The organism is Promicromonospora xylanilytica (assembly GCF_054782895.1).
This window is the reverse complement of record NZ_BAAGRP010000007.1, coordinates 270,305-290,508: the sequence shown is the minus strand read 5'-3', so window position 1 is coordinate 290,508 and position 20,204 is coordinate 270,305. Positions and strand designations below refer to the sequence as shown.

Genomic DNA, 20,204 nt, shown 5'->3' with positions numbered 1-20,204 from the left:
GAGCCGGTCTACTGAGCCCGGCGACTGAGCCCGGCTACCGGTCCCGCGCGGCGGCCCATGCCTCCGGGCTCGCGACGTGGCTCGAGTGCCCGGCGGCGAGCACCGTGCGGAGCTCGGCGAGGTGCTCGGTGCCCGGAGGGAGCGCGAGGCGGTTGAGGATCGTCAGGGCCGGACCGGGATCGAGGTCCCCGAAGTAGTCGTGGTAGCTCCTCAGGAGGCCGCGGAACACCGCCGGCCGGAGCCGCTCGATCGAGGCCGCGGCCTCGTAGGACCGGGCCTTCACGCCCCAGCGCACCGGGCCCGACGCCGTCAGGACCCGGTCCGCACGGCGGAGGAAGGCCTCGTCGCCGCCCTCGTCGCCGACGGGGCCGGCCTCCAGCAGCTCGGCGTCCTGGCCCAGCAGGGCGACGAAGGCCTCCTCGGACGTGTCCGTGCACTCGAACCAGGTGTACCAGAGCGACTGGGTGATCCGTTCGCTGACCTGCGGCGCCTCCAGCCGGTCCCGGTAGCCCGCCCAGAGCTCCGCCGGAGGCTGCTGGCGGGAGCTGCCGCAGTACGGGAAGTGCATCTCCTGGGTGGTCCAGAACTCGTCGAGCAGGTCGACCAGGCCGAACGCGATGCGAAAACGCATCGCGACGTCGAGGCCGTCGTCGTCGAACACCCAGCTCGAGTAGTCGAGCGCTACGTCGTTGGCGCTCAGCTCCGAGCCGAGGTCGTCGTCGATCCACGTGGTGTCACCGATCTGGCGAACCTTCGCCCGGGCAAGCCATGACCGGGCGGTCTCGGCGTCAGCCGTCGTGCTCATCGTGTACCTCTCACCCGCATCCTCGTGGCCCAGGACCAGGGCTGTGCGCCGGTCGCCACAAGGCGTGGGATCTCGTCGTGCCGCGTTCCCGGTGGGATCAGGGAGCGGCTGTTCGCGGACCCGATGCTATCCGACGGGGGACCGCGACGTCCCGAGAGCGCTCGGCGGCCGGGCTCGGCTGCAGGGTCCTGGCCGGAGAAGCAGTTCACCGTGCGAGCCGTCTCTGTCCGGCCTAGCCTGACCAGGAAGGACGTCGTATGAACGTCCTCGGCGCGGGCCTCAAGGAGCGGGACTCTCAGGCGCCGGGCGGTCGCGGGTCGGCCGCTCGAAGGGAGGCCACCATGAGTGACAGCTCTGCAGACGAAGCCAAGTCCCGTCCTCGGTTCAGCCGGGCCTACTCCTTCGGCATCGTGACCGCCGGGTTCTTCCTCGTGTCGTGGATCGGCCAGTTCGTGTTCCAGGCGATCGCGGTCCGGAACGAGGCGACCCAGCACGGGGCGCAGTTCTCCTGGGCGGACTTCTACCCGCAGTTCCTGTCCTCCACGTTCGAGAACTGGCAGTCGGAGTTCCTCCAGCTCGTGTGGCAGGCAGCGGGCCTGATGCTGTTCTACTTCTGGGGCTCGTCGCAGTCGCGCGAGGGCGAGGAGCGGGTCGAGGCGAAGATCGACGCCCTCCTGGAGGACCGGGGGATCGACCCGACGCGGATGGACCACGACGTGCGGGCCCGTGCGGAGGGCAAGGGTGCCTGACCAGGGCGGGTGCCCGGGACACCGAAGGTCAGGGGGCCACCGCGATCTCGCCGGCGGACAGGCCCAGCAGGGCCACGCACAGCACCGCGACCCCCAGACCGAGGCCGAACGGGGCACGGCTGCGGGGCCGGGCGACGGCGCTGACGCCGGCGGCGAGCGCCAGGCCGACGGCGCCGGCCCCGCCGGCCCAGGCCGCGGCGTTCGGGGCACCGGCGGGGCCGGTGACCACGACGGCGGCCGCGGCCACCAGCAGGCACGGCGCGAGCACACCGGACACGCGGCGGCCGAGCCGGTGGGGCAGCCCCCGTACGCCTGTCGACGCGTCGTCCTCCAGGTCGGGCAGGGTGTTCGCGACGTGTGCGCCGACGCCGAGGAGCGCCACCGCACCCACCGCCCAGGCGGCCGGGACGCGTGGGCCCGGCGCCGCGAGCACGACGGTGACGGCCAGCAGCGGGAACGAGACCGCGTAGGGCAGCCACGACCAGGCGGTCTGCTTGAGGCGGGCGTTGTACGCCCACGCGCCGGCCACGGCCACGAGGTGGGCGACGCCGGGGGCGGGCCCCAGCGCCAGCGACGCGGCGACGCACACCGCGAGCGCCACGAACGCGGCCTCGCGCAGGGTGCGTGCGGTGAGGAGCCCGGCGACGACCGGTTTGTCGGTGCGGCCGACGGCGGCGTCGCGCTCGGCGTCGATCCAGTCGTTGGACCACCCGACGGAGAGCTGGCCGGTCCCGACGGCCACGGTGACCAGTACCACGGTGCCGGTCCCGGAGCCCAGAGCGGCGGCGAGGGCGGCGGCCAGGCCGGTCACGACCGCAGCGGGTGCGGCATGGCTCGCGCGCACGAGCCCGCGCACCAGCCTGCGGGTTTCGGCACGGGCGACCATGGGCGGCACGCTAGCCGTCGTGCGGGCTCCCCGCGCGGGCGGACCGGACCTGGGACACGATGCTGAGATGTCGCGCGTCGTTGCGGTCGAGCCGGTCCTGCCGACCCATGTGTACGCCCAGGGGGCGATCACGGAGGTCGTGGGGCCGCTGGTGGCGCCGGACCCGGCGCGCGGCGCGCTGCTGCGGCGTCTGCACGCGAGCGCGGGTGTGCGGCACAGGCACCTTGTGCTGCCGCTCGAGGAGTACGCGGGCCTGCACTCCCTCGGTGCCACCAACGCCGTCTTCGTGCGCGAGGGCGCGGTGCTGGCCGAGCAGGCGTCGCGGCGGGCGCTGGCCGCCGCGGGGCTGGAGCCGCGGGACGTCGACCACGTGTTCGCCACCTCGGTGACGGGGGTGGCGGCACCGTCGCTGGACGTGCTGCTCGCGGAGCGGCTCGGGCTGCGCGGCGAGGTGCGGCGCACGCCGTCGTTCGGCCTGGGGTGTGCCGGCGGCGCCGCCGGGCTGGCTCGCGTGCACGACCACCTGCGGGGCCGGCCGCGCGACGTGTCGCTCCTGGTGTCCGTCGAGTTGTGCTCCCTGACGCTCCAGCACGGCGACGACTCCACGGCCAACATGGTGGCGTCGGGGCTGTTCGGTGACGGTGCGGCGGCCGCCGTCGTGGTGGGCGCGCTGCATCCGCTGGCGCGGTCGGCCGGCGCTGCTCCGGGCGGGGCGGAGGGGCCGCGGCGTCGCACGGCCAGGGTGGTCGACACGCGGTCGCGGCTGTACCCGGGCACCACCGCCGCGCTGGGCTGGGAGGTGCGCGACACCGGTTTCGCGATAGTGCTCTCCGCGGGGCTACCCGACCTGCTGCGCGCGCACCTGGCGGCCGACGTCAAGGAGCTGCTCGCGGAGCACGGCGTCGCCCCGTCGGAGGTGCCGACCTGGGTGGTGCACGCGGGCGGACCCCGCGTGATCGACGCCGTGCGGGATGCGATCGGGCTGCCGGAGGACGCCGTGCGGGAGAGCCGGGAGAGTCTCGCCGCCGCCGGCAACCTCTCGTCCGCCTCGGTGCTCGACGTGCTGGCGAGGACTCTTGCGCGCTCGGACGCGCCACCGGGCTCGCTCGCGGTGCTCATGGCGTTCGGGCCAGGCGTGTCCTGCGAGCTGGTGCTGCTGCGACTGGAGGGCCGCTGATGCTCGGGCTCTACGTCGCGCTCGTAGGGGCCACGGCGGTCGAGCGCCTTGCCGAGCTCGTCGTATCCACCCGCAACGCCCGGTGGTCGTTCGCGCGCGGTGGCGTGGAGTCGGGGCGGGGGCACTTCCCGGCGATGGTGGCGCTGCACGGCGGGCTGCTGGTGGCGTGCGTCGCCGAGGCGGTCCTCGCGGACCGGCCGTTCCTCCCGTGGCTCGGCTGGCCGATGCTCGTCCTCGTGGTGGCGAGCCAGGCGCTGCGGTGGTGGTGCGTGGCCACGCTGGGGCACCGGTGGAACACCCGCATCATCGTGGTGCCGGGCCTGCCGCTCGTGTCCTCGGGCCCGTACCGGTGGATGCGGCACCCCAACTACGTGGCCGTGGTGGTCGAGGGGGTCGCGCTCCCGCTGGTGCACACCTCCTGGGTCACGGCGCTCGTGTTCACCGCGGCGAACCTGGTGCTGCTCGCCCGCTTCCGCATCCCGGCGGAGGAGCGGGCGCTCCGCCCGGCCGCACGCGAGGCGCGGTGAGCGGGGTGCCCGCCGGCGGTGGCGGCGGTGGTGGTGGCGGCGGTAGCGGCCTGGACGCCGACGTCGTGGTGGTGGGAGCGGGGCCGGTCGGGCTCGCCGCGGCGGTGCACGCACGGGCCGCGGGGCTCGGCGTGCTGGTCGTGGACCGGCGGACGGGCGTCATCGACAAGGCCTGCGGCGAGGGCCTGCTCCCGGGTGCGCTGCGCGCGGTGCAGGCGCTCGGCGCCGATCCGCCGGGCCGTCCCCTGTCGGGGATCAGCTACCGGGCACCCGGCAGGCACGCCGACCACCGGTTCGCCGCCGGGCCGGGCCGGGGTGTTCGGCGTACCGTGCTGCACGAGGCGCTGGGGGAGCGCGCCGCCGCCGTCGGGGCGCCGCGCGTGCACGGCAGGGTCACGGCGCTGCGGCAGGACCCCGTGGGCGTCGAGGTCGAGGTGGTGCCGGCGGCCGGCGGGTCCGTCCCGTTCACGCTGCGCGCCGGCTGGGTGCTCGGGTGCGACGGCCTGCACTCCACGGTGCGCCGGCTGGCGGGGTTGGAGGCCGGTGCGGGGCTGCGCCGCGCACGGCCGGCGCGCAACCGGTACGGCCTGCGCAGGCACTTCGCCGTCGCGCCCTGGAGCGACCTCGTGGAGGTGCACTGGTCACCGCACGCGGAGGCCTACGTGACGCCGGTCGCCGCAGGTGTGGTCGGGGTGGCGCTGCTCGGGCCGCGGGACGTGTCCGGCGCTGGGTTCGACGCCCTGCTGCGCACCCAGTTCCCGGAGCTGAGCGCACGGCTCGCGGCCGCGACGGGGGCCGGCCGGCTGCTCGGCGCGGGCCCGTTGCGCCGCCGGTCGCTGCGGCGCTCCGCCGGGCGGGTGCGGCTCGTCGGTGACGCGTCCGGCTACGTCGACGCGCTGACCGGCGAGGGGGTCCGCGTGGGGCTCGCGCAGGCGGACGCGGTGGTCCGGTACCTGGGCGACGCCGCCGCGTACGAGCGGGCGTGGCGCACGGTGACCCGGGACTACCGCACGCTCACCACGGGCCTGCTGGCCTGGGCGTCGACGCCGGCCCGCGGCGCGATCGTGCCCGCGGCGCAGCGCGTGCCGTGGCTCTACGGTGCCGTGGTCGAGCGGCTGGCCCGCTGATCTCCTGCGCGGGAGTGCCCCATCCGACACCGCGAGCGCTCTGAACCATGCAGGATGAGCCGTGCCCGCCGCAGCCCGGGCAGGTTCCGTGCTTGGCGTGATGCATCCTGTGCTTGAATATAGCCAGGCTAGTTAAATCGACGAGGAGGAACAGTGGCAACGGAACGAGTCGTCCTGCTGGACGAGGACCGCACGCCGATCGGCTCGGAGCTCAAGCACCTCGTGCACACGGAGAGCACCCCGCTGCACCTGGCCTTCTCGTGCCACGTGCTGAACTCCGCGGGGGAGGTGCTGGTCACCCGGCGCGCCCTGGGCAAGCGCACCTGGCCGGGCGTCTGGACCAACTCCGTCTGCGGCCATCCGCAGCCGGACGAGCCGATGGAGGCCGCCGTCGTGCGCCGCGCGCAGGACGAGCTGGGTCTGACGCTGAGCGGGATCCGCTCCGTGCTCCCCGGCTTCCGGTACCGCGCCACCGACGCGAGCGGAGTCGTGGAGAACGAGGTGTGCCCCGTGTACCTGGCCGTGACCGACGAGGAACCGCGGCCCCACCCCGACGAGGTCATGGAGGCCCGGTGGGCCGACCCCGCCGCGCTGGGCGACGCGCTCCGCGCCACGCCCTGGGCGTTCTCCCCATGGTTCGTGAGCCAGGCGCGGGAGCTGGAGCTCTACGCTCCGCCAGGCACCGGCGCCGGCCGCGACGTCCCATGACCCCGCGCACGCCCCACACCTGGTCGAGCGTGGTCGGCCTGCCCCGGTCCGAGGTGTTCGCCTGGCACCAGCGGCCCGGCGCGGTCACGCGGCTGACCCCGCCGTGGCTGCCCGTGCGGGTCGTCCGGGAGGCGGCGTCCCTGGCCGACGGCGAGGCCGTGCTCGGCTTCCCGCTGGGGCTGCGCTGGGCCGCCCGCCACCGCGGCCATGTGCCGCCCGAACGGTTCGTCGACGAGCTGGTCTCCGCGCCGCTGCGCTGGGGCGTCCGGTGGCGGCACACGCACGAGTTCCACGACGAGGGGTCCTTCACGCGCGTCACCGACCGGGTGGAGACCAACGTCCCGCGGGCCGTGCTGGAGTCCATGTTCGCCTACCGGCAGCGCCAGCTCGGCCTGGACCTCGCGGCCCAGGCGACCGCCCGGAACAGCGGCGACCGGCCGATGGTCGTCGCGATGACGGGCAGCGGCGGGCTCGTCGGCGGCGCGCTGGCACCGTTCCTGACGACGGCGGGCCACCGCGTGGTGCGGCTCGTGCGCGGGCGGCCGCACGGGCCCGACGAGCGGCACTGGGACCCGCACGCCCCCGCGGACGACCTGCTGCGCGGCGTCGACGCGGTGGTGCACCTCGCCGGCGCCTCGATCGCCGGCCGGTTCACGCCGGCGCACCGCGCAGCCGTCCGCGGCTCCCGGATCGGCCCGACCCGGGCGCTCGCCGACCTGGCGGCACGCACCGCCGACGGGCCGCGGGTGTTCGTCTGCGCCTCGGCGATCGGCTGGTACGGCCCCGACCGCGGCGACGAGGTGCTCGACGAGACCAGCGCGCGGGGCGAGGGCTTCCTCGCCGACGTCGTCGCCGACTGGGAGCACGCGTCCGACGCCGCGGCCCGGGCCGGGCTCCGGGTGGTCACCGTGCGCACCGGGCTCGTGCAGTCGCCCCGCGGCGGCACGCTCCGCGTCTTTCGTCCGCTGTTCTCCGCAGGGCTGGGCGGCCGGCTCGGCGACGGCGAGGCGTGGCAGTCCTGGATCGGCATCGACGACCTGGTCGACGTCTACCACCGTGCGCTCTACGACGGCGCGCTGACCGGGCCCGTCAACGCCGTCGCGCCCGCGGCGGTCCGCAACGCCGAGTACGCCGCGACCCTGGCGGGCGTGCTGCGCCGCCCGGCCGTCCTGCCCGTGCCGAACCAGGGGCCGCGGCTCCTGCTGGGCCGAGCGGGCGCGAGCGAGCTCGCCGAGGCCAGCCAGCACGTGTTCCCCGCGGCCCTGCTCGCGGCCGGGCACCGGTTCAGGCACCCGACCCTGGAGCCGGCCCTGCGACACCTGCTGGGCAGGGAGCGCCGCAAGGTGGTTGACGCCGGCTGACCGGATCGATTGAATATCGCCTGGCAGAGTGCAGTTTCCACACTGCGGAAGATCAGCTCGGGAGGGTGCGTGCGGATCGAGTCGATCGAGTCGCTGGTCCGGGGCGACGTCGTCGTCGTACGGGTCCGGACGGACGACGGCGGGGTGGGCATCGGCCAGAGCGCCCCGTACCAGGCAGAGACGACGGCGCACGTGCTGCACGCCGTCGTGGCCCGGTTCTTCCTCGGCCGTGACCCCTGGGACGTGGAGGCCGTGGTCGACGACTGCCTGCGCGAGACGTACAAGTTCCCGTCGAGCTTCATCCTCCGGGCGCTCGCGGGGGTCGACACGGCGTGCTGGGACATCCTCGGCCGGTCGGCCGGGGTGCCCGTCTACAAGCTCCTCGGCGGGCAGGCGCGGTCGACGGTGCCCGTGTACGCGTCGAGCATGCTGCGCTCGACGTCGCCCGCCGAGGAGGCCGACCGCCTGGCGGCCCTGGTCGACGCGCACGGGTTCGGCGGGGTGAAGGTCCGCGTCGGCGACCCGATGGGGCGCGACGCCGACGCGGCGCCCGGCCGCACGGAGCGGCTCGTCCCGCTCATGCGTCAGGTGCTGGGCCCGGACGTGGCGATCAGCGCCGACGCGAACGGCGGCTACTCTCCGGGGCGCGCCGTCCAGGTAGGGCGCCTGCTGGAGGAGCACGGGTACTTCCACTTCGAGGAGCCGGTGCCCTTCGGTGACGTCGAACAGCTGGTCCGCGTCACCGCCGCGCTCGACATCCCGGTGTCCGGCGGTGAGCAGGACACCCTGCTGCCGCAGTTCCACCGGCTCCTGAGCACGGGGGCCGTCGACATCGTCCAGCCCGACATCGGCTACGTCGGGGGCGTCTCCCGGGCGCGGAAGGTCGCCGTGCTGGCCGAGGCGGTGGGGCTGCCGTGCACGCCGCACTGCGCGAACGACTCGTTGCTCCAGGTCTTCTCGCTGCACCTTGCCGCTGCCGCGCCCGCGTGCTTCCAGCGCCAGGAGTGGAGCATCGAGGACACGCCGTGGACCCGGCACCTGTACGGGCCGGTGCCGGAGGTCCACGACGGTCACGTCGCCCTGCCCACGGGGCCCGGCTGGGGCGTCGAGCTGGACCCGGCGTTCCTCCGCGACGCGACCGTCACGACCTCGCGACGGCGGTAGCCGGGGTCAGCCCTTCAGCCCCGTCGTGGCGATGCCGCGGATGATGTACCGCTGCGTGAAGATGAAGAACGCCACCACCGGGACCAGCGACACCACCGACATCGCGAAGAGCGGGCCCAGGCCGGCTCCGGACTCCGTGCTCACGAGGGAGTTCAGCCCGATGGGGACGGTGTACTGCGTCGGGTCCGTGAGATAGATCAGCGGTGAGAAGAAGTCGTTCCAGTTCCAGATGAACGTGAAGATCGTCGTGGTGATGAGCGCGGGGCGCATGAGCGGCAGGATCACGCTCACGAACGTCCGCAAGGGACTGGCACCGTCGAGGGCCGCGGCCTCGTCGAGCTCCTTGGGCAGGCCGCGCAGGAACTGCACCATGAGAAAGATGAAGAACGCGTCGGTCGCGAGCAGCTTGGGCAGGACCAGAGGCCAGAACGTGCCGATCAGCCCGGCCTCGGAGAACTCGACGTACTGCGGTACGGCGATCACGTGGTACGGCAGCATGATCCCGGCCAGCATGAGCGCGAACATCGTGTTCTTGAGCCGGAACTCGAGGCGGGCGAACGCGTACGCGGCGAGCGAGCAGGACACGAGGTTCCCGATCACGCACCCGACGACGACGATCAGCGAGTTGACGACGTAGGACGGGAAGCCGCCCGCGGCACCCGAGCTCCAGCCCTGCGCGAAGTTCTCGCCGGTGATCCCCGACGGGACGAGGGAGAAGGAGCTCAGGATCTCGTCCTCCGGCGTGACGGTGCTCTTGAGCAGCCACAGGAGCGGGTAGAGCATGACGAGCGCGCCGACCAGGAGTGCGAGGTGCTTGACCTGCCGCGCGCCGCGGAATGTTTTCGGCTCAGTCATTGTAGAAGACCCAGAATCGTGAGAAGAGAAAGTTCAGGGCGGTCAGGACGCCGATCAGCACGAGGAGAAAGCAGCCCAGCGCGGACGCGTATCCCATGTTGAACCGGGTGAATCCCTCGATGTAGAGGTAAAGCGTGTAGAACATGGTCGAGTCGGCGGGACCGCCGGTCCCGCCGCTGATGACGTGCGCGGGAGTGAATGCCTGGAACGCGTTGATGGTCTGCAGGATCACGTTGAAGAAGATGAGCGGCGTGAGCATCGGCAGCGTGATGCCGAAGAACTTCCGGACCGGGCCGGCGCCGTCGATCGACGCCTGCTCGTACAGCTCCACGGGGATCTGCCGGAGCCCGGCGAGGAAGATGATCATCGGGGAGCCGAACGTCCATACGTTGAGCGCGATCAGGGTCCAGATGCTCGTGCTCGGGTTGTCGACCCAGTTCGGCAGGTTCTCGAAGCCGAGCAGCCCCAGCACCTGGTTGAAGCCACCCTCGTAGCCGAACACGGTGCGCCAGAGGATGCCGACCGCGACGCTGCCGCCGATCAGCGAGGGCAGGTAGTACAGCGCGCGGTAGTACGAGAGACCGCGCACGCCGCGGTCCAGGACGAGTGCGAGCAGCAGAGCCAGGGCTAGCTGCAACGGCACGGACACGACGACGTACGTGCCCGTCACCAGGAGCGACCGGTAGAAGCGGGGGTCCTCGGTGAACATCCGCACGTAGTTGTCGGCCCCGACGGGCTGCGGGCTCCCGAGCAGGTTGAAGTCCGTGAACGAGAGATAGACGGCCGCGAGCAGCGGTCCCGCGGTGAGCAGCACGAAGCCGAGGGTCCACGGGCCCATGAGGACCGCGAGGTCGCGGAAGCGCCCGCGGCGGGCCCCTGACCCGCGGCCACGCGGTGTGCGCCGGGGTGGTCGCGCGGCAAACGAGGTGCCGTCGCGGACGACGTCGGTGGTCGGTGCTGACACGAGGGCGGTCCCCTCTCGCTCAGCCGCGGTCGAGCTGCGACTGCAGCTCGGTCATGGCGGTCCGCACGGCCTCGTCGATCGGCTGGCCGCCGTTGAAGATGTTGTCGGCGGCGGTCTCGATGAGCTGCTGCCAGTCGGCGCCCGCCGGCGGCGGCTCGGGACGCTCGCGCATCGGCTGCTGGTCGATCCGCTCCTGCATGTCGATGATCTGGTTGTCGACGTCGTCGCCGACCTCGCGGATGCGGTCCACGACCTTCGGGTTCACGGGGATCCCCGAGGCGATCCCGACGATCTCGGCGCCGCTCGGGTCGTTGAGCAGGTAGTTGACGAACGCGCCGGCCTCCTCGGCGTTGGCGGTCGTCTCCGCGATGGCGATCCGCGTGTAGTAGCGGAACTGGTAGTCGTCGGGATGACCCGGCTCGACCGGGTACTTCAGGAGCTCGAGCTGGTGGTCCGCCGAGAAGTCGGCGTTGTCGCGGTACTGGTTGAGCTGCACCAGGTAGAGCCCCGTGCGGTGTCCCGTCTGGGTCCACTGGGTCTCCGACCCGCTGATCTCGGTCGGCATGACTGCACCGCTGTCGATGCCGCGCCGCCACCACTCGAACCAGCCGGCCAGCAGGTCGGCGTCGAACCCCAGGCTGCCGTCGGCCAGGAACGCCTCCGCGCCGTGCTGCCGGATCCACATGTGGGCGTGCTGGTAGAAGGACGCCTGGCTCGAGATGCCCCAGCTGTCGTCGCCGGTCGCGTCGCTGTACTCCTTCGCGAGGTCGTGCAGGTCGTCCCAGCTCCAGCTCTCGTCGTCGGGCAGGCCGGTGATCCCGGCATCCTCGAACGCCGTCCGGTCCAGCTGCACGCAGACGCTGTACTGGCTGTAGACGGGAGCCACCTGCTTGCCCTCGATCTCCCACGACGACACCTGGGCCGCGGGGATGTCGCTCAGCGAGAGGATCCCGTCGGGCAGCGTGGCCACGTCCTTCAGCACCCCTGAGTCGGCGAAGCTCGCCGCCTGGTTCGCGGGCAGCCAGAAGGTGTCGGGCAGGTTGCGCCCGCCGGCCTGCACGGACAGGCGGTCGACGTAGCCGGAGTACTCCGCCGGCTCCACCTGGACGGTGACGCCCGGCTCCACGGCCTCGAAACCCTTGGCGAACTCGGTGTAGATCTCCTGCCGTGCGGCGTTGCCCCACCAGGCGAACCGCACGGTGCCCTCGATCACACCGTCGGCGGCCCCGCCGTTGCCCCCCGCGCACCCGGCGAGGACGCCACCGCCCAGCAGGACGATCCCACCGAGCCCGAGGAAGCTCCGCCGGGACAGCGGATCCCTCGGCATCGTGTCAGCCGTGTTGTGCATATCGACTCCTTCGTCGCAGCTTGGTCTTCGTCGCAGGTTTGTCCTCGTCGCGGCCGGGTCCTCGTCGCGGCTCGGTCGCGGCGGGCGGGGACCTGCGTCACGGAACCTGGGCGGCTCTGCCCCGTGCCCGGACGACTGCCATGGTTGCGACGTCGTGCGCGGGGTGGCAATACGCAGAAAGTCCCGGCCGTGTGCAGATTTGCACAGCCCCCCGCAGGAGCCTCCTGCGCGCCTCAGGAGATCCCGGGGCGGCCCACCAGGTCGTCTCGCCGGGACGAGACGACGTCGGCCAGCACGTCGATGACGGCGCGCACCCGCGCCAGCCGCGCGTGCTCGGCGGGCAGCGCGAGCCAGTAGCGCCTGCGGAACACCAGCTCCGGCAGCACCGGCACGAGCCGGGGGTCGGCGCCCGCGATGTACTGCGGCAGCGGCGCGATGCCCGCGCCGGCCGCCGCGGCCTGCCACTGCGCCACGACATTGGTCGACTGGAGCTTGGGCTGGTGCGGCAGCCGCTGGAGCAGGCGCAGCGACGGCAGGTCCAGGAGGTGGTCGACGTAGAAGATCACCACGTGCCCGGCGAGGTCCTCGAGCCGTTCGACCGGCGGGCGCGCGGCCAGGTACTCCGGTGTCGCGTACAGCCGCAGGACGTAGTCGGTCAGGGGGCGGTGCGTGAAGTGCGCCGACGACGGCTGCTCGAGGGTCACGGCGACGTCGAACCCGCGCACCGCCTGATCGAGGTGCTGGGTGGCGGTCACCATCTCGACCACGAGGTCCGGGTACCGCTCGTTGAGCGCACCGAGCGCCGGCGCGAGCAGAAAGGCCCCGAACCCGTCGGGGCAGGTGATGCGCACGGTTCCCGAGAGCGTGGGCCCGCCGATCCCGAGGCGTTCCTCCGCCAGCGCGATGGCGCTGTCGACGGACTCGGCCGGCGTGAGCAGCGTGCGGCCCGCGTCGGTGAGCACCCAGCCCTGCTCCGTGCGGTCGAAGAGCCGCTGTCCCACCGCGCGCTCCAGTGCGCCGATCCGCCGGCTGACGGTCGTGTGGTCGACGCCGAGCTGTGCCGCCGCCCGCACGAGCCGCCGTCGCTGGGCTACCGCCAGGAAGTACCGAAGATCGTCTGCCGACATCATGGGGCACGCACCTCTCCCGCCCAGGCCCGCCGGACGGTCCTGGGCAATCCTGCACACCGGCCGTGGAAGGTTGTCCGTTGTGAGCCGTGGTCCGCCGCGCCACCGTGGAGCCCCGTAGACACCGGCGACGTCGCGTGCCCGAGGCCCGGGCACCGCCCGACGAGAGGACCCACCGCATGGCCGCGATCCGACTGACCTGCGACCACGAGCTCTTGCGCTCGCGAACCGGCTCCTGGGTGATCGGGCACCTCAGGACGGTGCTCGCCGCGCGAGAGGTCCGGGCGACGGACGGCCCGGGGACCGTCGGCGACGCCCTGCACGTCGTGGTCGGCCTCACCGGTGGCGACGCGGCGGCCCTCGTGGCCGATCCGCCGCGGGACCCCGAGTCGTTCGTGATCGCGCACGTCGACACGCCCGCCGGTGCCGCGCTCGTCGTCGTCGGCGCGGACGAACGCGGCCTGACCTACGGCGTCCTCGAGCTGGCCGACGTCGCCGAGCACACGGCGGCGCCGCGGGACGGCCGACCCGGCGAGGCCGTCCTGGCCGCGCTGCGTGCCGTGCCCGCCGGCGCGCACCGGCCGGCCACGGAGGTGCGCAGCGTGCTGCGCACCCTGACGAGCTACGTCCAGGATCTCTCCTGGTTCCACGACCGCGACTTCTGGCGCGCGTACCTGACGCACCTGGCCACGCACCGGATCAACCGGTTCCAGCTCGCCCTGGGCATGCAGTACAACTACTCGCACGACCCGGACGTGCGGGACGGCTATCTGGCGTTCGCCTATCCGTTCCTGGTGGCCGTGCCCGGGTTCGACGTCGCTGTCGTGGACGACGCCGAGCGCGCGGCCAACCTCGCCTCCCTGCGGTTCATCGGCGACGAGGCGTCCCGGCGCGGTATCCACTTCCAGCTCGGGCTGTGGAACCACGCGTACGACTTCCCGGACAGCCCGCACCAGCACTACCGCGTCACGGGGCTGACGCCGGACAACCACGCGGCGTACTGCCGGGCGGCCCTGCGGGAGCTCCTGGTCAGCTGCCCCGGCATCGACGGCGTGACCGTCCGTGTGCACTACGAGGGCGGGGTCCACGAGCCCGCCCACGAGTTCTGGGGCACCGTGCTCGCCGGCGTGCGGGAGGTGGACCGCACGGTCGAGATCGACATGCACGCCAAGGGCGTCGACTCCCGGATCCTGGACGCCGCTCGCGCCACGGGCGCACCCCTCGTCGTCTCCGGCAAGTACTGGGCGGAGCACTGGGGCCTGCCCTACCACCAGTCCTCGGTACGGGACATGGAGAGCGCCCGGCCACCGCGCGAGGGCCTGAGCGGCGTGACGCGCAACGAGCGGCGCTTCACCCGGTACGGGTACGGCGACTTCCTGCGCGCGGACCGCGACTACGGGTTCATGTTCCGGATCTGGCCCGGCACGCAGCGGGTGCTGCTCTGGGGCGACCCCGAGCAGGTCGCCGGGATCGCCAGGGCGACGGCGCAGATCGGCGGGCGGGGCGTCGAGCTCTGCGAACCGCTGACGTTCCTGGGCCGCAAGACCACCGGGACGTTCGGCTCGCGCGAGCTGTACGCGGACCGGGACCTGCGGATCGAGGGCGACCCGTGGACCAAGTACGCCTACACCTACCGGCTGTGGGGGCGGCTGCTCTACGACCCCGACGCGCGCCCGGCCACCTGGCTGCGGTACCTGAGCAGCAGGTACGGCCGGGCCGCCGACGACCTGGCGGCCGCGATCGGGGCGGCCAGCCGGGTACTGCCCCTGGTCACCACGTTCCACGGGCCCAGCGCGTCGAACAACTTCTACTGGCCGGAGATGTACGTCAACATGCCGCTCGCCCGGCACGGCCGCTCCGAGCACTACGCGTTCGACACGCCGGAGCCCGGCACCCTGGGCGCGGTGAGCTCGTTCGACCCGGAGCTCTTCGCGTCCATCGACGCGCACGCCGACGAGATCCTGTCCGGGAGACCGAGCGGCCGGTACACGCCCGTCGACGTCGCGCGGTGGCTGGAGGACCTGGTCCGCGGTGCGGAGCGGCACCTGGCGGCCGCGGTCGCGGCCTGCCACGACGCGGCCGCGCCGGACTTCCGGCGGACGACGACCGACATCGCGGTACTGGCCGCGCTCGGGACGTTCTTCGCCCGCAAGACGCGGGCGGGCCTCGACTACGCGCTGTACGAGCGGACGCACGCGTCGGGCCACCTGGCCGACGCCGTCGCGCACTACCGGGCGGCTCGCGACGCGTTCTCCTCCGTGGTCGCGCTGACCGACGGCGTCTACGTGCCCGACCTCGCCTTCGGTGACCGCGCGTCCGAGCGTGGGCACTGGTCCGACCGGCTGCCTGCGATCGAGCAGGATCTCGCCGACCTCGAGGCGGAGCTGGACGCGGCGCCGGTCCGCTCCGAGACCGCCAGGGCGATCGTCGCCGAACCGGCCGGCGGACACCGCCCGGTGGTGCGGTGCACGGTTCCGGAGACCTTCGAGCCGGGCGCCGAGGTACCCGTCGAGGTGGCGGTGCTCGACGACGTCGACTGCACGATCGACGTGCACTACCGGCGGCTCCACCAGGGCGAGCAGTGGTCCACCGTGGCGATGGCCCCGAAGGGCCACCACCACGGTGCCGCGGTGCCCGGCGTGGACACCGACTCCGCGTACGCGGTCCAGCTGTACTTCACCGTCCACGGCTCGACCGGTGACGCCTGGACCGTGCCGGGGCTGGGGGAGTCGCTGACCGGCCAGCCCTACTTCGTGCTGCGCCATCCCGCTCACCGCGACGGTCTTGGCACCAGGTCCACGGCCTGAAGCTGCGCGCGCACGGCGAGCTCGGCCGCCTTGAACGCGTGCTCCTGCGTCATCGCGTTCTCGGTGCGTTCGAGGCAGTCGAGCACGAGCCGGCCGAAGTACGGGTAGCCGACCTTGCCGTGCACGTCGAAGTGCGTCTCCTCCTCGCCGTTGGCCAGGTACAGGTGGCCGGGGCCGTCCTGCGTGCCGAGGTTCATGTACTTGCGCTGCTCGATGAACCCCTCGGTACCGAGGATGAACGTGCGGCCGTCACCCCACATCTGCAGACCGTCCGGGGTGAACCAGTCGCAGCGGAAGTAGCCCGTGGCGCCGTTGTCCATGGTGAGCATCGCGTCGCCGAAGTCGTCGAGCCCGGGGTGGTCCGGGTTGGCGTAGTTGGCGATCTGGCTGCGGACCACCGTCGCGTCGCGCGCCCCGGTGTAGTGCAGGATCTGCTCGATCTGGTGGCTGCCGATGTCGCACAGGATGCCGCCGTACTTCTCCTTCTCGAAGAACCAGTCCGGACGGTTGCCCGCCGAGAGGCGGTGAGGGCCGGTGCCCATGACCTGGACCACCCGCCCGATCGCGCCGGACTCGATGAGCTGGGACGCGAACACGGCGGTCTCCACGTGGATGCGCTCCGAGTAGTAGACGGCGTACTTGCGCCCGGTGCGGGCCACCGCCTCCCGGGCGGCCGCGAGCTGCTCGAGCGTCGTCAGGGGCGCCTTGTCGGTGAAGTAGTCCTTGCCCGCCGCCATGACGCGCAGGCCGAGGGCCGCCCGCTCGGACGTCACGGCGGCGCCGGCGACCAGGCGGACCGCGTCGTCCTCCAGCACCTCCGCCTCGCTGCGGGCGACGTGCGCCTGGGGGAACTTCTCCACGAACCGCGCCACCTTGGCCGGGTCCGGGTCGTACACCGACCGGAGGGTCGCCCCCGCGCCGATCAGGCCGTTGGACATGCCGTAGATGTGACCGTGGTCGAGGCCGACCACGCCGAACGTGAACTCGCCGGGTCCCACCACGGGTGCCGGGATCGCGTCGGGGGAGTAGCTGCCGCCGAATGCCGTGCTCATCGCTGCTGCCCTCCGACGGAGATGGTGCCCTCGAGGTCGTCGACCGACCGGGCCTTGGCGAAGTAGCGGGGCGCGTTGCCGAGCACACCCTCGCCCGTGTAGTAGGAGCTGTCGGTCGGGATCGGCAGGTCGACCGTCCGGCGCTCGATGGCGGCCTGGTAGATCGCGGTCACGACCTCGACGGTGCGCCGGCCGTCCTCGCCGCCGATCGCCGGCGCCCGGCCGGTCTCCAGGGCGCCGAGCAGGTCGTCGATCTGCCCCACGTGGCCCAGGTGGGGCAGCGGCGGGTGCGCGCTCCCGACGGCCTCGATCCGCTCGGCGAGCTCGGTGTTGCCCTCCGCCGTGGGGAACCCGTTGGGCTGCGTGGTCTCCGCGTGCACGGACCAGGGCTGTGCCACCGAGGCGTCCCGGCCCTGGATCACGATCTCCTGCTGCTGCCCGTGGTGCACCACGGAGCTGGTGAGCTGGGCGATGGCGCGGTCGTACTGGAGCAGGGCCACCGAGAGGTCCTCGACCTCGGCGTTGTCGTGCCAGGCGTTCGTCATGCTCGCGGTGACCGCCTGGGGTGCCCCCAGCATCCACAGCACGAGATCGATGTGGTGGATCGCGTGGTTGAGCGTGGGCCCGCCGCCCTCCGACTGCCAGGTGCCGCGCCACGACAGGTCGTAGTAGGGCAGTCCGCGCCACCAGGCCGAGTCGGTCCGGAGGTGCGCGACGGGCCCGAGGAGGCCGGAGTCCAGTGCGCCCTTGAGCGTGGCGATGTCGTCCCGGAAGCGGTTCTGCGCGATCACCGACAGCCGCTTGCCGCTCTCGCGCTCCGCGGCGAGCATCGCGTCGCACTCCGCGAGGGACGGCGCCATGGGCTTCTCGACCACGACGTTCATCCCGGCACGCAGCAGGTCGATCGAGATCGGGGCATGCGTCGACGGCGGTGTGCACACGGCCACCAGATCGATGTCGTCGCGGCCCAGCAGCGCCTCGTGGGACGAGACGACGACGGTGTCGTCACCGAGCCCGTGCTCGAGCCGCTTCGCCTCCGCCTTGGCCGGCACGGTGTCGCAGAGCGCGACGACGCGGCACCGCTCCGGGAACTGGAGGTAGCCCAGCAGATGTGAGCTCGAGATGTTCCCGGTTCCCACCAGGGCGACATTCAGCATACTTGCTCCTCGGATCGAATCCATCGAAAAGTTTCGGTACTATTCAGAAACCGCGTTGTAGGCTAGCCGCATGCTCTGCGCGGTGTAAAGAGGGATACGATCGCGAGGCAGTCGTCGGCGACGGGAAGCCGCCGGCCGCCTGATGCTTGAGATTTTCGGGGATCCGCGATAGAAACTGTCGGAACGAGGAGGCTGCCTTGACGAAGAAGACCGGGACGGCGCGCCCTAATCTCTCCGCCGTGGCCGCTCACGCGGGTGTCTCCACGGCGACCGCGTCCAAGGTCGTCAACGGCCGTCCGGACGTGGCCGAGGGGACGCGCGAACGCGTCGAGACCGCGATCAGCGAGCTCGGTTACCGAGGGCCGTCGCGGTCCAGCGCGGCACGCACGGTCGAGCTCATGGTCGACGTCCTCAACACCACCTACGCGACGCAGATCCTGCGCGGTGTCGTGCTCGCCGCCGAGGAGCTGGACATCGACGTGGTCGTCGGGCGCGTGCGGCACCGGTCGGCGCGCGGGGTGATGGAGTCGAGCGCCGCCTGGGCGCAGCGCATCGCCGCTGCCGAGCACATCGGGGCCATCGTGCTGACGTCCGGCCTGGGGCCGGACGTCTACGGGAGCCTCGCGCGGGCGCGCATCCCGATCGTCGTGATCGACCCGCTGGACTTCGCCCAGGCGGGCGTGGTGTCGGTCGGGTCGACGAACTGGCTCGGCGGGCGGAGCGCCGCCGAGCACCTGGTCGGGCTGGGTCACCAGCACATCGGGGTCATCGCGGGTCCGTCCGAGTCGATCAGCGCCGTGGCGCGCCTGGACGGTTTCCTCAGCTACTGCCGGCAGAAGGGGGTGGAGGTCGACCCCGGCCTGGTCCGCCCCATCCGCTTCGACCACGACCAGGCGGTGCAGGTCGCCGAGGAGTGGTTCCGCCGGCCGGACCCGCCGACGGCGATCTTCGCCGGCAGCGACGCCCAGGCGATGGGCGTGCTGGAGGCGGCGCGCCGCACGGGCCTGCTGGTGCCGGAGGACGTCAGCCTCGTGGCCTACGACGACACCCCGATCGCGTCCTGGGCCAACCCTCCGCTGACCGCCGTGCGGCAACCGCTGGAGGAGATCGGCCGGCGGGCGCTCCTGACGGTCCAGCAGCTCCACACCGGGACCCCTGTCGACTCCCACCACATCGAGATCGCCACCACGCTCGTGGTGCGGGACTCGACGGCACCGCCACGCACGGACCTCGTCAGAAGGACGCGGCCCTAGGCGGTCACCGGGAGAGGGGAGCTACGCTGCGACCCTCGCTCGGCGACCGAAAACGTTCCACACGACCATCGCACGACCACCGAGATGCCAGCGGGCATCAGAGATCGACGGAGATCACATGCGCACAGCCGACAGCTGGCCCATCGCGGCCAACATGCTTTCCTTCGGGTCGACGACAGCGGACGGCACCCCCAACGTCGACGCGCCCGCCGAGGCCTGGCGGGCTCAGCTGCAGCAGGTCGCCGACCTGGGCTTCACGGAGGTGGACCCGACCGACGCCTGGCTGTCGATCGGGGAGCTGAGCGACACGCGGTTCGGTGAGCTGCGCACGGTCCTCGCGGAGACGGGGCTCTCGGTCCCGTCCGTGTCGACCACGCGCCGCAGCGTCATCGATGCGGAGCGCGGCGAGGACTACCTGCGGTTCGGGCACATGATCATCGACCGCGCCCCCGCGCTCGGTGCCGAGGTCGTCAACTTCGGGTTCATGCAGGCGCTGACGCCGGCCCAGGAGCGGGCGCTGTGGTTCTGGCTCGCCGACGGGCACCACGACGACCTCTCCGACACGCCGATGTACGAGCTCGCGGTCGCTCGCATCCGCGAGCTCGCGGACCACGCCAAGGACCTCGGGGTGCAGATCAGCCTCGAGATGTACGAGGACACCTACATCGGCACGCCGGACCTGGCCGTCCGGTTCCTGCACGACGTCGACCGGGAGAACGTGGGCCTCAACCCCGACCTCGGCAACCTGGTGCGCCTGCACCGGCCGATCGAGGACATCCCGACGATGTTCGAGAAGGTCCTGCCGCTGACGAACTTCTGGCACATCAAGAACTACACGCGCGACGAGGACCCGGCGACGGGCGCGTACGCGACCCACCCGACGCCGCTCGTCCAGGGCGTCGTGAACTACCGCGCGGTGATCCGCCGGGCGCTGGAGCTGGGGTTCGAGGGGGTCTTCGTGTGCGAGCACTACGGCTCCGACAGCCTGGGGGTCGCCGCCATCAACCGCGACTACATCCGGGGCGTGCTCCGGGGCGCGGGCCGATAGCGGCGATGACCCCGCCGGCCGCAGGGCCGGCACGCGCGTGTAAAACGTTATCGACCGGTCGACGAGCAGGTCGACGAGCAGGTCTACGA

General features: G+C 72.5%; 18 protein-coding genes. 10 read left to right on the top strand and 8 right to left on the bottom strand.

What is annotated here, in order from left to right:
- Window positions 1-34: 34 nt before the first annotated feature.
- Window positions 35-805, bottom strand: coding sequence for a hypothetical protein (locus ACYVK7_RS09110; RefSeq protein ID WP_460887375.1), 771 nt, complete (start codon window positions 803-805; stop codon window positions 35-37).
- Between the two features lie 341 nt (window positions 806-1,146).
- Here ACYVK7_RS09110 and ACYVK7_RS09105 point away from each other — a divergent pair, with 341 nt between their 5' ends.
- Window positions 1,147-1,554, top strand: a complete 408-nt coding sequence (locus ACYVK7_RS09105) for a DUF6766 family protein (protein WP_460887374.1) — start codon at window positions 1,147-1,149, stop codon at window positions 1,552-1,554.
- A 28-nt stretch (window positions 1,555-1,582) separates the two neighbouring features.
- Here ACYVK7_RS09105 and ACYVK7_RS09100 read toward each other — a convergent pair whose 3' ends face one another.
- Complete coding sequence (locus tag ACYVK7_RS09100; RefSeq protein WP_460887373.1) at window positions 1,583-2,440, bottom strand: UbiA family prenyltransferase; 858 nt, start codon at window positions 2,438-2,440, stop codon at window positions 1,583-1,585.
- Between the two features lie 67 nt (window positions 2,441-2,507).
- Here ACYVK7_RS09100 and ACYVK7_RS09095 point away from each other — a divergent pair, with 67 nt between their 5' ends.
- From ACYVK7_RS09095 to ACYVK7_RS09070, 6 genes are all read left to right on the top strand, one after another.
- Window positions 2,508-3,617, top strand: coding sequence for a type III polyketide synthase (locus tag ACYVK7_RS09095; RefSeq protein ID WP_460887372.1), 1,110 nt, complete (start codon window positions 2,508-2,510; stop codon window positions 3,615-3,617).
- A complete protein-coding gene (locus tag ACYVK7_RS09090) occupies window positions 3,617-4,144 on the top strand; it encodes an isoprenylcysteine carboxyl methyltransferase family protein (RefSeq protein WP_460887371.1) in 528 nt (175 codons plus the stop codon). Before ACYVK7_RS09095 ends, ACYVK7_RS09090 begins: the two co-directional genes overlap by 1 nt.
- Window positions 4,141-5,271 (top strand): NAD(P)/FAD-dependent oxidoreductase, encoded by a 1,131-nt coding sequence (locus tag ACYVK7_RS09085; protein WP_460887370.1) that lies wholly within the window; start codon window positions 4,141-4,143, stop codon window positions 5,269-5,271. The genes ACYVK7_RS09090 and ACYVK7_RS09085 overlap by 4 nt, the downstream gene beginning before the upstream one ends.
- A gap of 153 nt (window positions 5,272-5,424) precedes the next feature.
- The gene (gene idi, locus ACYVK7_RS09080) at window positions 5,425-5,979 is read left to right on the top strand and encodes an isopentenyl-diphosphate Delta-isomerase (RefSeq protein ID WP_460887369.1); all 555 of its coding nucleotides are present in this window, start codon (window positions 5,425-5,427) and stop codon (window positions 5,977-5,979) included.
- On the top strand, window positions 5,976-7,340 hold the full coding sequence (locus ACYVK7_RS09075; protein WP_460887368.1) for a TIGR01777 family oxidoreductase: 1,365 nt from the start codon (window positions 5,976-5,978) through the stop codon (window positions 7,338-7,340). Before idi ends, ACYVK7_RS09075 begins: the two co-directional genes overlap by 4 nt.
- A gap of 69 nt (window positions 7,341-7,409) precedes the next feature.
- Window positions 7,410-8,504, top strand: a complete 1,095-nt coding sequence (locus ACYVK7_RS09070) for a mandelate racemase/muconate lactonizing enzyme family protein (protein WP_460887367.1) — start codon at window positions 7,410-7,412, stop codon at window positions 8,502-8,504.
- Window positions 8,505-8,510: 6 nt separating this feature from the next.
- Here the strand turns inward: ACYVK7_RS09070 and ACYVK7_RS09065 are convergent, their stop codons facing one another.
- From ACYVK7_RS09065 to ACYVK7_RS09050, 4 genes are all read right to left on the bottom strand, one after another.
- Entirely contained in the window at window positions 8,511-9,359 is an 849-nt protein-coding gene (locus ACYVK7_RS09065; protein WP_460887366.1) for a carbohydrate ABC transporter permease, read from the bottom strand.
- The gene (locus ACYVK7_RS09060; protein WP_460887365.1) at window positions 9,352-10,323 is read right to left on the bottom strand and encodes a carbohydrate ABC transporter permease; all 972 of its coding nucleotides are present in this window, start codon (window positions 10,321-10,323) and stop codon (window positions 9,352-9,354) included. Before ACYVK7_RS09060 ends, ACYVK7_RS09065 begins: the two co-directional genes overlap by 8 nt.
- 19 nt (window positions 10,324-10,342) lie before the next feature.
- Window positions 10,343-11,671: an ABC transporter substrate-binding protein gene (locus ACYVK7_RS09055; RefSeq protein WP_460887364.1), complete on the bottom strand. Its 1,329-nt coding sequence runs from the start codon at window positions 11,669-11,671 to the stop codon at window positions 10,343-10,345.
- A gap of 233 nt (window positions 11,672-11,904) precedes the next feature.
- Window positions 11,905-12,798: a LysR family transcriptional regulator gene (locus ACYVK7_RS09050; protein WP_460887363.1), complete on the bottom strand. Its 894-nt coding sequence runs from the start codon at window positions 12,796-12,798 to the stop codon at window positions 11,905-11,907.
- A 179-nt stretch (window positions 12,799-12,977) separates the two neighbouring features.
- On the opposite strand from ACYVK7_RS09050, the gene ACYVK7_RS09045 reads away from it, so the two are divergent.
- Window positions 12,978-15,605: a hypothetical protein gene (locus tag ACYVK7_RS09045; protein WP_460887362.1), complete on the top strand. Its 2,628-nt coding sequence runs from the start codon at window positions 12,978-12,980 to the stop codon at window positions 15,603-15,605.
- Here the strand turns inward: ACYVK7_RS09045 and ACYVK7_RS09040 are convergent.
- Both ACYVK7_RS09040 and ACYVK7_RS09035 read right to left on the bottom strand, forming a co-directional pair.
- A complete protein-coding gene (locus tag ACYVK7_RS09040; protein ID WP_460887361.1) occupies window positions 15,569-16,657 on the bottom strand; it encodes a Gfo/Idh/MocA family protein in 1,089 nt (362 codons plus the stop codon). The genes ACYVK7_RS09045 and ACYVK7_RS09040 overlap by 37 nt on opposite strands.
- Window positions 16,654-17,814 carry a Gfo/Idh/MocA family protein gene (locus tag ACYVK7_RS09035; protein WP_460887360.1) on the bottom strand — a complete coding sequence of 387 codons (1,161 nt, stop codon included), beginning with the start codon at window positions 17,812-17,814 and terminating at the stop codon, window positions 16,654-16,656. The genes ACYVK7_RS09040 and ACYVK7_RS09035 overlap by 4 nt, the downstream gene beginning before the upstream one ends.
- Window positions 17,815-18,011: 197 nt before the next feature.
- Between ACYVK7_RS09035 and ACYVK7_RS09030 the strand changes: the two genes are divergently transcribed.
- Together ACYVK7_RS09030 and ACYVK7_RS09025 are read left to right on the top strand one after the other, a co-directional pair.
- Window positions 18,012-19,067, top strand: coding sequence for a LacI family DNA-binding transcriptional regulator (locus ACYVK7_RS09030; protein ID WP_460887359.1), 1,056 nt, complete (start codon window positions 18,012-18,014; stop codon window positions 19,065-19,067).
- Between the two features lie 118 nt (window positions 19,068-19,185).
- Entirely contained in the window at window positions 19,186-20,115 is a 930-nt protein-coding gene (locus ACYVK7_RS09025; RefSeq protein WP_460887358.1) for a sugar phosphate isomerase/epimerase family protein, read from the top strand.
- The last annotated feature ends 89 nt before the right edge of the window (window positions 20,116-20,204 follow it).